Annotated in this window: 12 protein-coding genes; 8 read left to right on the forward strand and 4 right to left on the reverse strand. The window is 67.8% G+C overall.

What is annotated here, in order from left to right:
* Positions 1-69 precede the first annotated feature (69 nt).
* The 3 genes from L978_RS02445 to L978_RS02455 are packed head-to-tail and all read right to left on the reverse strand — an operon-like array spanning position 70 to position 3,894.
* The gene (locus tag L978_RS02445; protein ID WP_047519927.1) at positions 70-1,998 is read right to left on the reverse strand and encodes an ABC transporter ATP-binding protein; all 1,929 of its coding nucleotides are present in this window, start codon (positions 1,996-1,998) and stop codon (positions 70-72) included.
* The gene (locus L978_RS02450; protein ID WP_047519929.1) at positions 1,995-2,909 is read right to left on the reverse strand and encodes an ABC transporter permease; all 915 of its coding nucleotides are present in this window, start codon (positions 2,907-2,909) and stop codon (positions 1,995-1,997) included. Before L978_RS02450 ends, L978_RS02445 begins: the two co-directional genes overlap by 4 nt.
* A 1-nt stretch (position 2,910) precedes the next feature.
* Entirely contained in the window at positions 2,911-3,894 is a 984-nt protein-coding gene (locus tag L978_RS02455; protein WP_047519931.1) for an ABC transporter permease, read from the reverse strand.
* 240 nt (positions 3,895-4,134) lie between these two features.
* Between L978_RS02455 and lepA the strand changes: the two genes are divergently transcribed.
* The 4 genes from lepA (at position 4,135) to hemW (ending at position 8,433) form a co-directional block, all read left to right on the forward strand.
* Positions 4,135-5,988 (forward strand): translation elongation factor 4, encoded by a 1,854-nt coding sequence (lepA, locus tag L978_RS02460; protein ID WP_047519933.1) that lies wholly within the window; start codon positions 4,135-4,137, stop codon positions 5,986-5,988.
* Between the two features lie 29 nt (positions 5,989-6,017).
* Positions 6,018-6,485 (forward strand): DUF1990 family protein, encoded by a 468-nt coding sequence (locus L978_RS18205; RefSeq protein ID WP_156118210.1) that lies wholly within the window; start codon positions 6,018-6,020, stop codon positions 6,483-6,485.
* Between the two features lie 77 nt (positions 6,486-6,562).
* Entirely contained in the window at positions 6,563-7,216 is a 654-nt protein-coding gene (locus L978_RS02475; protein ID WP_047519935.1) for a DUF1990 family protein, read from the forward strand.
* Positions 7,216-8,433: a radical SAM family heme chaperone HemW gene (gene hemW / locus L978_RS02480; RefSeq protein WP_047519937.1), complete on the forward strand. Its 1,218-nt coding sequence runs from the start codon at positions 7,216-7,218 to the stop codon at positions 8,431-8,433. Before L978_RS02475 ends, hemW begins: the two co-directional genes overlap by 1 nt.
* Positions 8,434-8,446: 13 nt before the next feature.
* On the opposite strand, the gene L978_RS02485 is transcribed toward hemW, so the two are convergent.
* Positions 8,447-9,865, reverse strand: coding sequence for a carboxylesterase/lipase family protein (locus tag L978_RS02485; RefSeq protein WP_047519939.1), 1,419 nt, complete (start codon positions 9,863-9,865; stop codon positions 8,447-8,449).
* A gap of 102 nt (positions 9,866-9,967) precedes the next feature.
* On the opposite strand from L978_RS02485, the gene hrcA reads away from it, so the two are divergent.
* Genes hrcA through L978_RS02505 form a run of 4 tightly spaced genes read left to right on the forward strand, consistent with a single transcriptional unit; the run spans position 9,968 to position 13,290 of the window.
* Positions 9,968-10,999: a heat-inducible transcriptional repressor HrcA gene (gene hrcA / locus L978_RS02490; protein WP_047519941.1), complete on the forward strand. Its 1,032-nt coding sequence runs from the start codon at positions 9,968-9,970 to the stop codon at positions 10,997-10,999.
* Positions 11,000-11,035: 36 nt separating this feature from the next.
* On the forward strand, positions 11,036-12,151 hold the full coding sequence (gene dnaJ / locus L978_RS02495; RefSeq protein ID WP_047519943.1) for a molecular chaperone DnaJ: 1,116 nt from the start codon (positions 11,036-11,038) through the stop codon (positions 12,149-12,151).
* A gap of 2 nt (positions 12,152-12,153) precedes the next feature.
* On the forward strand, positions 12,154-12,882 hold the full coding sequence (locus tag L978_RS02500) for a 16S rRNA (uracil(1498)-N(3))-methyltransferase (protein ID WP_047519945.1): 729 nt from the start codon (positions 12,154-12,156) through the stop codon (positions 12,880-12,882).
* 57 nt (positions 12,883-12,939) lie between these two features.
* A complete protein-coding gene (locus L978_RS02505; RefSeq protein WP_047519947.1) occupies positions 12,940-13,290 on the forward strand; it encodes a histidine triad nucleotide-binding protein in 351 nt (116 codons plus the stop codon).
* Positions 13,291-13,316: the final 26 nt, after the last annotated feature.

A 13,316-nucleotide genomic window follows, 5' to 3' on the forward strand; every position in this document is an offset into this window, starting at 1 on the left:
CCGGTACACGAATGCGGCCGAGCCAAGTGAATGCCGCCTAACCGTTATCGGACGGTGATCCGTCTCCGGTCAGGAGACGTTCGACAGGCCCGAGGTGGTCTCTGGATCGAAGACGATCCGCTGCCGCGTCCGCTCGATGTCGGGGTCGGGGACCGGGATCGCCGACAGCAGCGCCTTGGTGTACGGATGCCGGGGATTGTCGAAGACATCGTCCACGTCGCCGTGCTCCACGAAGTCGCCCAGGTACATGACGGCGACGCGATCCGCGATGTGACGCACCACGGAGAGGTCGTGAGCCACGAAGAGGTACGACAGGCCGAGCTTGACCTTGAGGTCGTCCAGGAGGTTGATGACGCCCGCCTGAATCGACACGTCGAGCGCTGACACCGGCTCGTCGAGCACCACGATCTTGGGGTTCGTCGACAGTGCACGGGCGATGCCGATGCGCTGCCTCTGCCCGCCGGAGAACGCCTGCGGGAACCGATCGCGATGCGCCGGGTTGAGGCCCACGAGGTCCATCAACTCACCGACGCGTCGGTTCACCTCCGCCTTCGGGGTGCCGATGGCCGTCAGCGGCTCGGAGATGATGTCCGCGACCGTCATGCGCGGGTCGAGCGCACCCATCGGGTCCTGGAACACGATCTGGATGTCGCGCCGCAACTCCCGCTCCACCTTGCGACTGCGGATGTCGTTGACACTCGTCCCGGCGATGACGATGTCACCCTCGGTCTGCTTGACCATGTCCATGATCTGCAGCAGCGTCGTGGTCTTCCCGCTCCCGGACTCGCCCACGATCGCCATGGTCTCGCCTTCGCGGACGTCGAAGCTGATGCCCTTGACGGCATGCACCTCGCCGACCTTGCGCTTGAGGAAGGCGCCCTTGAGGAGCGGGAAGGTCTTGGTGAGGTTCTTCACCTCGAGCGTGATGGGACGCTCCTCGCGGGGCAGGCGGGTGAGTTCGCTCTCCGGCGCCTCCCTGACCGGATACACCGGCAGTCCGCCGAGCAAGCCGCCGTCCTCGATCTCATTCGAACGGATGCAGGCGGCGCGATGTGCCTCGCCACCGCTGGTCAGGACGGGCAGGAGTTCCGGCTCACGCGTCCGGCACGCATCCATCACGATCGGGCAGCGGTCGGCGAACGGGCAGGCGTCGGGGAGGTTGATCAGGAGGGGCGGGTTGCCCTTGATCGGGGTCAGTGGTTCCTTCTCGGCCTTGTCCACGCGGGGGATCGCGCCGAGGAGTCCGATGGAGTAGGGCATCCTCGTCTGGTGGAACAGCTCGCGCACGGGCGCCTGCTCCACGGGCTTGCCGGCGTACATCACCATGACGTCGTCCGCGGTGCGGGCCACCACGCCCATGTCATGCGTGATCATCATGACAGCGGCGCCGGTCTCGGCCTGCGCCTTCTCGATCAGGTCGAGGATCTGCGCCTGGATCGTGACGTCGAGCGCCGTCGTCGGCTCGTCGGCGATGATCAGCTTCGGGTCGTTCGCCATCGCGATCGCGATCACCACGCGCTGACGCATTCCTCCGGAGAACTCGTGGGGGAACGCCTTCATCCGCTTCTCGGGCTCGGGGATGCCCACGAGCTTGAGCAGATCGATCGCCCGGGCGTTCGCCTCCTTGACGCTGAGGTTGCGGTGCACCGTGAGCGCCTCGATCAACTGGGTGCCGATCGTGTACACGGGCGTCAGCGAGGTCAGCGGATCCTGGAACACCATCGAGATGCCGTTGCCACGGATACGGGAGAGCTGCGCGTCGGTCTTTCCGAGAAGCTCCTGCCCGTCGAACAGGATCGAGCCGGAGATCTTCGCGTTCTCGTCGAGCAGGCCCATGACGGCCAGCGAGGTGACGGACTTCCCGGAGCCGGACTCACCGACGATGCCGAGGGTCTTGCCGGCCTCCAGGTCGAAGGAGACGCCGCGCACGGCGTCGACACGGCCGGCTTCGGAGGCGAAGCTGACGGTGAGGTCGCGGACGGACAGTACGGGGCTCATGCGCGGCCTCCTGCAGCCGAGGTGGGGTCGAGGGCGTCACGCAGGCCGTCGGCGATCAACGCCATCGACACGGTCAGCAACGTGAGCGTCAACGCCGGGAAGTAGAAGAGCCACGGAGAGCTCGTGATCGACGTGCTGCCCTCTCCGATGAGTGATCCGAGGGAGACGTCGGGGATCTTCACACCGAAGCCGATGAACGACAGGCCGGTCTCCGTCGTCACGGCCGCGACGATACCGAGCGTGAAGTTGATGACCAGCAGAGATCCGATGTTGGGGACCAGGTGTCGCAGCACGATGCGTGTGCCTCGGACGCCCATGTAGCGCGCCGCCTGCACGTACTCCCGCTCGCGAAGCGACAGTGCCATGGTCCAGATGATGCGCGCGGGGAAGAACCAGCTCACGAAGATCATCACGAGGGCGATGACCCACCAGACGCCTCCCGAGTCGTTCGAGATGACGGACAGCATCAGGAAGGTGGGGACAACCATCATGAAGTGGATGACCAGCAGCGCGATGCGTTCGAACCAGCCGCGGAAATAGGCGGCGGCCGTGCCGACGAGGGCCGACAGGATGGTGGTTCCGACCGACACCGTGATCGCGATCATGAGCGAGCGCTGCAAGCCGACCGCGGTCTGGGTGTAGGTGTCGTTTCCGGCGCCGTTCGTGCCGAACCAGTGCGCTGCCGAGGGCGGCGTGCTCAGTGCGAGGAAGTCCATGTCGTTGACGGCGTACGGAGACAGCACCGGGCCGAGGGTCGCGAACAGGATCAGGGCGAGCAGGACGACGATGCCGCCGACGGCCGGCTTGTTGCGCATGTAACGGCGTGTGTAGAGCGTCCACTTCGAGAGGGACTTGCGGGGAGCTGCCTCGGTGGACGGCTCGACCAGCGGATCGATCATTTCGGTGGTCATATCAGCTCACCCTCACTCGCGGGTCGAGGACGACGACGACGACGTCCGCGAGGACAGCGCCGATCGCCGTCAGCACGGCGCCGAACGCGGCGACCGCCACCACGCCGTTGATGTCGTTCTGGTTGATGGTGTCGAGGAAGTAGCGGCCCATGCCCTGCCAGGCGAAGATCGATTCGGTCAGGATCGCGCCGGTGAAGATCGTCGGGATCGTGAAGGCGACCTGGGTCGCGACCGGGATGAGCGACGTGCGGAGGGCGTGCTTGCGGACCGCCTGCGCTTTGGTCAGTCCCTTGGCGCGAGCGGTGCGCACGTAGTCCGCGTTGATGTTGTCGAGCAGGAGCGAGCGCTGGAGGAAGTGGTACTGCGCGTAGCCGACGAGCACGAGCGCGATCGTGGGCAGCGTGACGTGCTGGAGCGCGTCGATGATGGTCGGGAAGAAGCCGGTCACGCCCGGGCTGGAGGAGCCGGTGACGTAGAAGATCCGCACCCCTGTCCACTCGTTGAGGGCGATGGCGAGGAGCACGACCGCGAGGCCGGCGACGATGATGTTGATGTTCATCGTGATGATCGAGGTCGCTTGGCCGATGCGGTCGGCGAGCTTGTACTGGCGGGACGCGGTGTAGACACCCAGCCAGATGCCGAGCACGGCGGCGATGATCGTCGCACCGAGCACGAGCTCCGCGCTGACCCACATGCGGTAGGCGACCTGCTCGTTGACCGACTGCCCGGTGGGGCTCGTGCCCCAGTCCCAGCGGAACAGGATGCCGCTGAACCAGTTCCACCACCGCTCCATGAGCGGCACGGTGTCGCTGAGGTTGCGCGGGATCAGGACGTTGTCGATCTGCTCCGGCGTCAGGGGTGGTCGTCGCCCCACGTAGTTGCTGCGCGGGTCGAGGAATCCCCACGCGAGGAAGAACGTGAGGTTCGTCGCGACCACGATCATGAGCAGCCAGCCGAGTGTTCGGCGCAGGAGGTACTTGATCAAGGGGTCAGTCTTTCTCTTCTACAGACGCGCTCGGGATCAGCCGACGCAACGCTGAGTCAGTTGGATTACGGAATCGCCATCCACCGAACTCTGCGATGCGACAACCGCCACGGGGTCTGTGATGGAGTCTTATCGCTTGCGGGATCCGGTGTCACGGAATTTCCCAGGCAACTTCGGGAGACTATCACCGGAATGCGGGAATCGGGGATTAGCGCCCCCTCACCGTAGAATCGAAGGGACATGTCCCCACGCGCTCTCACACCTCTCCAGCCTGCCTCGACGCCGGCTGCGCAGATCCGCAATTTCTGCATCATCGCCCACATCGACCACGGCAAGTCGACGCTCGCCGACCGGATGCTCCAGATCACCGGCGTCGTCTCGGACCGAGACATGCGGGCCCAGTACCTCGACCGCATGGACATCGAGCGCGAGCGCGGGATCACCATCAAGAGCCAGGCCGTTCGGATGCCGTGGGAGCTCGACGGTCAGACCGTGGCCCTGAACATGATCGACACACCCGGCCACGTGGACTTCACCTACGAGGTCTCGCGTTCGCTCGCGGCCTGCGAGGGAGCCATCCTGCTCGTCGACGCGGCGCAGGGAATCGAGGCGCAGACGCTCGCGAACCTGTACCTTGCGCTGGAGAACGACCTCCACATCATCCCGGTGCTGAACAAGATCGACCTGCCGGCCGCCGACCCCGAGAAGTACGCGAAGGAGCTGGCCTCGCTCATCGGAGGCAAGCCCGAGGATGTGCTGCGTGTCTCGGGCAAGACCGGCGTCGGCGTCGAGGAGCTGCTCGACCGGCTGGTCCAGGACATCCCTGCTCCGGTCGGCGACGCGGATGCGCCCGCCCGCGCGATGATCTTCGACTCGGTGTACGACGCGTACCGCGGTGTCGTCACGTATGTGCGCATGGTGGACGGCAGTCTCTCGCCGCGCGAGCGCATCCAGATGATGTCGACCGGGGCCAACCATGAGGCGCTCGAGGTCGGCGTGTCGAGCCCGGAGCCGACCCCGACCAAGGGGCTCGGCGTCGGCGAGGTGGGCTACCTGATCACGGGTGTGAAGGACGTTCGCCAGTCGAAGGTCGGAGACACGATCACCACGTCTCGGAAGCCGGCATCGGAACCTCTGCCGGGGTACACCGACCCGAAGCCGATGGTCTTCTCCGGTATCTACCCGATCGACGGCAGTGACTACGCGGAGCTCCGCGAGGCTCTCGACAAGCTCAAGCTCTCGGACGCCTCGCTCCAGTACGAGCCCGAGACCTCGGTCGCGCTCGGTTTCGGTTTCCGCTGTGGTTTCCTCGGTCTGCTCCACCTGGAGATCGTCACGGAGCGCCTCGCCCGCGAGTTCGGACTCGACCTCATCACGACCGCGCCCAGCGTGATCTACGAGGTGCTCACCAGTGACACGGGCGAGACGGTCACCGTGACCAACCCGAGCGAGTACCCGGACGGGCGCATCGGATCGGTCTCGGAGCCCATGGTGAAGGCCGCGATCCTGCTGCCGAAGGACTACGTCGGCACCGTGATGGAGCTGTGCCAGTCGCGCCGCGGCACCCTGCTCGGAATGGAGTACTTCTCCGAGGAGCGTGTCGAGCTGCGCTACAACATGCCGCTCGGTGAGATCGTGTTCGACTTCTTCGACCAGCTGAAGTCCAAGACGCAGGGCTACGCCTCTCTCGACTACGAACCCTCCGGACAGCAGGAAGCCGACCTCGTCAAGGTCGACATCCTCCTCCAGGGCGAGAAGGTCGACGCCTTCAGCTCGATCGTCCACCGGGACAAGGCCTACGCCTACGGCACGATGATGGCCGAGCGCCTGCGCAAGCTCATCCCTCGTCAGCAGTTCGAGGTCCCGATCCAGGCGGCGATCGGCGCGCGCATCATCGCCCGTGAGACCATCCGGGCGATCCGCAAGGACGTGCTGGCGAAGTGCTACGGCGGCGACATCACCCGTAAGCGCAAGCTCCTCGAGAAGCAGAAGGAGGGCAAGAAGCGCATGAAGATGGTCGGCCGCGTCGAGGTCCCCCAGGAGGCGTTCATCGCCGCGCTCTCGGGAGACGTCGAAGGCAAGGACAAGAAGTAGTCGTGCCGCTGCCCGCGTATCCGCGGGGGATGACGCGTCATCCGCTCGTCGCCGTGCCCGACGGCATGCTCGGCGAGGAGAACTCGACCACCGTGGCACCGGCGGCGCGCGACGCGGTCGCGGCGCTGGTGAGCACGTGGGAGTTCAAGCGGCGCGCGGGTTTCGAGACACCTGCGGGTGCACCGATGCCCGAACTCGAGGGCGTGCTCGCCAAGCGTGTCTTCGGCATCCGCTTTGCGGAGCCCGTGCGCGTCGTCTGGGCCGACGCGAGTGGTTTCGGCTACGAGACCCGTCCGGGGCATCCGATCTACGGCGAGGAGTCGTTCCGGATCGACGAGCGGGGCGTGTTCACCGCACGGTCCGTCTCGCGCCCTTCGACCTGGTTCTGGCGGATGCTCGCGCCTGCTCTGCGGACGATGCAGCGCTCGACCCACGCCGAGTACGTCCGGATCGTCCAGGAGGCGGCGAGGGCAGCGGAGGCGGAGACCCCGCGCTGAGCGGTTCGGGGCCGCCATGTGACCTCGTGCGGCGCGTGGGGGTGTTCGCTCAGGCAACGCGAAGTAGGGTGGAGGTCATGCGGCGCGGGACTTTCCGAGACGACACGGTGGACTATGCGGCCGTGGGTGCGACCCATGCGCCCGATCTGATGCACTACCCGCCGGAGCGCAGCATCCCGGCGGAGGAATCCTGGCGGATCGGCAGCGGCGTCGAGCGGTTCCAGACCGCGGGGGAAGCTCTCCTGTCCTGGACGGCGCAGCGCGCTGCTGGGCTCTCGGTCGAAGACGTGCGGCCGGCACCCGGACCCGCATACGCGGGCGTGAGCTTCGACGCGGAGGGGAATCCGATCGCCCCGAGCAAGCGCGATGTCGAGCCCCGCTACGACGCCGAGGGCATGCCGTTCGTCGGCGCAGGGATGACGTTGCACCTGCGCGGACGAGTCGCGGGGATGCGCGCCGACGCCGAGCTCCGCGTGATCTCGGTCACGGAAGAGACCCGGCGCATCGGATTCGTCCTCGGCACCGTCGGCGGGTCCGTCGTCAGCGGTGAGGAGTCGTTCGACGTCGACTGGCGTGAGGACAACGACGAGGTGTGGTTCACCGTGCGAGCGTTCGACGCACCGAACGCCCTCATCTACCGGACGATTCCCGCCCTCATGAAGCGTCGGCGCCGCGAGCTGTTCGCGCGCTACCTGCGGGCGATCTCGCCGCTCTACGCGACCCCCGTCTGATGGCGGGACCGCTCCCTCTCGGAGATCCGGCGCCGGCGGACGGGCATCTTCCCTCCGACCTCGTGATCGACCCGAACGTCCCGTTCTCCGCCTACCTGCACATTCCGTTCTGCACCGTGCGCTGCGGTTACTGCGACTTCAACACGTACACCTCGACCGAGCTGCGCGGGGCGAAGCAGGAAGACTACGCATCGACGTTGATCTCCGAGATCGCGCTCGCCCGTCGGGTGCTGGCTGATGCCGGGGCACTGCGTCCGATGGACACGGTCTTCTTCGGGGGTGGCACTCCGACACTCCTCCCCGCGGGAGACCTCGCCCGCATGCTCGAGGCGGCGACCGGAGCCTTCGGCCTCGCGGACGGAGCGGAGGTGACCGTCGAGGCGAACCCCGACACCGTGACCCCCGCGGTCGCCCGTACACTCGCCGACGCCGGCGTCACGCGGATGTCGGTGGGCATGCAGTCCGCCGTTCCCCACGTGCTCGCGGCCCTCGATCGCACGCACCGCCCCGAGAACGTGCGCACCGCGGTGGCTGCGGCGAAGGAGGCCGGGCTGGCGGTGAGCGTCGACCTGATCTACGGCGCACCGGGGGAGTCGCTCGCGGATTGGGAGGCCTCTCTCGATGCGGCACTCGCCCTCGAACCCGACCACATCTCGGCGTACGCGCTCATCATCGAGGACGGCACCAAGCTCGCGCGCCAGATTCGTCGGGGCGAGGTCCCGACGCCGGACGATGACCTGCAGGCCGACATGTACGAGCTCGCCGATGCCCGCCTCGGGGCAGGGGGTTTCGACTGGTACGAGGTGAGCAACTTTGCGCGCACTCCGGAGCGACGCTCGCGGCACAACCTGGCCTATTGGCGGGGGAGTGACTGGTGGGGGTTCGGCCCCGGTGCGCACAGCCACGTGGCCGGTCTGCGGTGGTGGAACGTGAAACACCCGGCCGCCTACGCGCAGAGGCTCGCGGCATCCGAGTCGCCGGCGGCGGGAACCGAGCGCCCCGATGTGGAGTCGCGCACGCTGGAGCGGATCCTGCTGCTCAGCCGGATCCGCGAGGGGATCGCCGTCGATGAGGTGCCCGCCGGGAACCGGAGCCGGGTCGCGGGCCTCATCGCCGATGGCCTCGTCGACCCTGCGGCCGCGATCCGGGGGCGCATCCAGCTGACTCTGCGAGGGCGGCTCCTCGCGGATGCCGTGGTACGTGCGCTGACCGACTGACGCCGGAGCGCTGTCAGCCCGGAAGCAGGTCCATGCCCGCGGTGCGGCGCTGCGGCACCGTCGCACTGACCGTATCGAATACCCGCGTGCGACGCTCGGAGCCGTACACGGGCCAGCCCGGATCTCCGCCGGTCACGAAGCCGACCCAGGCTGTGTTCATCTCGGTCGCGAGTGCGCCCGGTGCCGCGGTGCCGGCGAGTCGTCGCGCCTCCTCATCGTCGAGCCGGTCGAACACGAAGCCGAGTTCGAGCGCGTGCGCCGCTCGGAGGTCTCGGACGGGACTGGGCCACGCGAATTCGTAGACGTGCGTGCTCTCGGGGCGTGCGGACGCCACACGGCTCAGCGGTGCGCGCAGCATCATGTCGGTGACGAGTTGCCCGAAAACCTCTCCCGTGTTCGCTCCGGGAAATGCGGACCGGTACTCGGACACCGCGCGGCGCGGGATGCGCGAGAGGAGACGTGCGGCCTGCAGCTTGAACTCGCTGATGCCGGCGAGCGCCTCGGGCGGGAACCACAATCGGTACTCGTCGGTGTTGCTGCCGATGAGCAGTGGCGTGTCGATCTCGCCGAGGACCTCGTGAGGGGACCGCGGAAGGCTGTCCGGATCGATCGCGATCTGGAAGCCGGGTGCGCCGCCGAGCGGGGAGGAGCCTGCGGACTGTTCTCTCCTCGCGTCGAGGAGCTGCGCGGGCGAGAGCGCGGCGAACGAGTCCCGATCGGCGCGGACCCCGAGGCGCTTCGCGAGCTGCGCCGTCACACGTCCCGCCTTCTTCGGGGTCTGCGCCTGGAGCGGGCCCGACTCGATGATCGCGCGACTGATGAGAGCGCGGGAGTCGTCTCGGGCGAGCAAGGCCGCCACGATCGCGCCGCCCGCCGATTCCCCCATCGCCGTGATGTGTGATGGATCCCCGCCGAACGCCGAGATCTCGCGGTGCACCCACTCCACGGCCGCGGCGGCGTCGCGCAGACCGAGATTGCGGGGGGCGCCGTCGAGGACGGAGAAGCCCTCGGAACCCAGACGGTAGTTGATGGAGACGAAGACGATGCCCGCCCTGGCGAACACCGACCCGTCATAGAGCGGCAGCGCGGCGGTGCCCCGCTCGAGCGCTCCGCCATGGATCCACAGCAGCACGGGGGCATCGGACGTGTCGGTCGGAGCCCACACGTTCGCGGTCAGGATGTCGTCACCGTCGAGGATCACCGAACCCAGCAGCTCGCCGATCGGACCCGCGTACGGCACCTGCGGTGAGGTCGGGCCGAAGCGGGTGGCCTCGCGGACGCCGGACCAGGCATCGACCGGCTGGGGGGCGCGGAATCGGTTCGCCCCGAACGGCGCCTGCGCATAGGGAACGCCGAGGTAACGGACGACCCCGCCCTCCTCGGTGCCGCGGACGATGCCGCACGACAGGGTGGCCTGGGGTGAGGTGGTCATGAGCGTCATCCTAGGGTTGTGCGTCTGCAGTACGGAGATTACCGAGCTGAACGGGGTAGGATTGGCACTCTGAACGTCCGAGTGCCAGCGGAAGGGAAGGCGATGGTCACAGAGCGAGGACTCCAGGTTCTCCGCGCGATCGTGCAGGACTACGTCGAGACCCACGAACCCGTCGGCAGCCGTTCCATCGTGGACCGCCACTCCTTCGGGGTCTCCGCGGCGACCATCCGCAATGACATGGCGCTGCTCGAGGACGAAGAACTCATCACGGCACCGCACACGTCTTCAGGGCGGGTGCCCACCGACAAGGGCTATCGCGTCTTCGTGAATCATCTCGCGCAGCTGCGACCGCTCTCCTCGGCGCAGCGGTCCGCCATCGAGTCGTTCCTCGGCGAGCCGGCCGACCTCGACGACCTCATGGTGCGCACGGTCCGGGTGCTGACCCAGCTCACCGGCCAGGTCGCACTCGCGCAGTACCCCTCGTTCGCCCGCGCACACGTCACGCACGTGGAGCTCGTCGCGCTGGCGCCCAATCGGCTCCTGATCGTCCTCGTCACCGACGCCGGGGGAGTGTCGCAGCGTGTGGCCATGTTGCCGGAGGCGATCGACGAGGCCGAGATGGCCGTGCTGCGGGCGCGCCTATCGGCGCTGATCACGGGACAGGGCATCGGCGAGGCATCCGATCGGCTTCAGGGACTGCTCGCGGCGGATGAGGTGGCCAAGGACCGCGTGCTGCGTTCGATCGCCGGTGTCGTGATGGATGAACTCGGCGGGTTCCGGCAGGAGCGTCTGGTGATGGCGGGTGCCGCCACCCTCGCACGTCGAGAACAGGACTTCCGTGGGAGCATCCACCCGCTTCTCGAGGCGATCGAGGAGCAGGTGACGCTGCTGCGGCTGATGAGCGAGATGGTGACCGACGAGCACGGACTCGCGGCCAGCATCGGCACGGAGAACGCGCCGTTCGGTCTCGGTGAGGCATCGATCGTCGCCAGCAACTACGCCGCCCCCAGCGGTACGGCGCGAGTCGGCGTCATGGGGCCGACGCGCATGGACTACCCGAGCAACCTCGCCGCAGCACGGGCCGTTGCCCGCTACCTGTCGCGGATGCTCGACGAAGACGAGGCCGGCCGCTGACGCGGCCGCCGAGAGAACACACGCAGAAAGGCGATTGTGGCGGACCACTATGAGGTTCTCGGGGTGTCCCGGGACGCTTCCACCGACGAGATCAAGAAGGCGTATCGACGTCTTGCGCGACAGCTGCACCCGGATGTGAATCCCGGTGAGGACGCAGCAGAGCGCTTCAAGCTCGTCACCCACGCGTACGACGTCCTCAGCGATGACGACTCGCGTCGCCGCTACGACATGGGCGGCGGGGACGGCGCTGCCGGCAACTTCGGCGGCTTCGGCGGCTTCGGGGATATCTTCGAGACGTTCTTCGGCGCGTCGCAGGGCGGTGGGCGCGGCGCGCGTCCGCGTTCGCGTCGGGAGCGCGGGCACGACGCACTCGTGCGGGTGTCCCTCGATCTGGGCGACGTGGTGTTCGGTGCGCATCGCGACATCGAGGTCGATACGGCCGTGCTGTGCGAGACCTGTCAGGGGTCCTGCTGCCAGGAGGGCACCTCGCCCGTCACGTGCGACATCTGCGGTGGCTCGGGGCACGTGCAGCGACAGGTGCGGAGCCTCCTCGGCAACGTCGTGACCTCCCAGCCGTGCGGCACCTGCGAGGGGTACGGCACCACCATCCCGCATCCGTGCGGCACCTGCGGCGGGCAGGGACGCGTGCGCTCGCGTCGGACGGTCTCCCTCGACATCCCGGCCGGCGTCGAGACCGGACTCCGCCTCCAGCTCCCCGGTTCCGGGGAGGTCGGCAAGGCGGGCGGTCCGAACGGAGATCTGTACGTCGAGGTGACGGTCAACGCCCACCCGGCGTTCAGCCGTGACGGCGATGACCTGCTCGCGACGCTGGAAGTGTCGATGACCGACGCGATCCTCGGCACCGAGACCACGATCCAGGGACTGGATGGTGAGGTCGATCTCGAGATCCGGGCCGGCGTGCAGTCCGGTGACGTGCTGACCATCAAGGGGCGAGGCATCACCCCGCTCCGTGGCACGCAGCGCGGTGATCTGCGCGTCGGCGTCCAGGTGCTCACCCCGACCAGGCTCGATTCGGCGCAGCGGGCTCTCATCGAGGACTTCGCGAAGAAGACCAAGGCCCCGGACCCCCAGCTCGCGCAGTTCCAGCAGGGCCTCTTCTCGAAGCTCCGCGATCGTTTCCGCAGCCACTGATCATGGCGCTTCACTTCGTGGTCGAGTCGGCATCGGACGCGGTCGCCGGCGATGTCGTCTCCTTGACCGGGGCCGAGGCGAAGCACGCGGCCGTCGTCCGTCGACTTCGGGTCGGTGAAGAGGTGACCGTCGGCGACGGAGCAGGAGTGTGGCTGACGGGTGCAGCGGAGGAGGTGTCCCCGACACGCGTGGAGGTGCGAATCGCCCGGCGCTCGGAGCACCCGGCTCCGTCTCCGCGGATCACCCTCGTCCAGGCGCTGGCGAAGGGCGACCGGGACGAGCTCGCCGTGCAGGCGGCCTGCGAGCTCGGAGTCGACGAAATCGTGCCCTGGCAGGCGGCGCGCAGTGTCTCCCGCTGGGAAGGGCCGAAGGCGGTGAAGGGCCGCGAGCGGTGGGCGACTATCGTCCGCGAAGCCGCCAAGCAGGCCCACCGCCCGTGGCTTCCGGACGTCGTCGCCCCGGTGTCGACGAGACGACTCGCCGAACGTGCGAGCTCACAGCGTGTCCTCGTGCTCGACCCCACCGCGGCGGTGCGCCTGTCGGAGATCGAAGCCGACGGCCGGGATCTGACGCTGGTGGTGGGGCCGGAAGGCGGGATCTCGGACGAGGAACTCGACCGGCTCACCGACGCGGGTGCCGAGCGCGTACGTCTCGGCGACACGGTGCTGCGCACATCGACGGCAGGTCCGGCCGCGATCGCCGTGCTCTCCGTGACCCTCGGACGCTGGTGACCTCCGGCGCCGAGGCGGCAGGGGAGCGGGCATGCCGCGATCAGTAGACTTGAGCACATGACGGAACCCTCGATCTTCACGCGCATTCTGAACGGGGAGATCCCCGCCGAGATCCTCGGGGAGACGGAGCGGGTCTTCGCGCTGCGGGACATCGCTCCGCAGGCTCCCGTGCACCTGCTCGTCGTACCCAAGTCCGCCGACTACCGCGACGTCACCGAGCTCGCTGCCGGAGACCCGTCGCTCCTGGCCGAGATGGTCGCGTTCGCCACGGAGTTGGCTGCGGAGCACAGCGACGACGGCGACTTCCGCCTCGTCTTCAACACCGGCGCCGGTGCCGGACAGACCGTTTTCCACGTCCATGCGCATGTGCTGGCCGGAGGATTGACTGAGAAGAGTGTCGGTGCCTGAGAATCACGAACCGCAGGAGCGCAGCC

The organism is Microbacterium sp. ZOR0019 (assembly GCF_000800925.1).
Taxonomy (GTDB): domain Bacteria; phylum Actinomycetota; class Actinomycetes; order Actinomycetales; family Microbacteriaceae; genus Microbacterium; species Microbacterium aurugineum.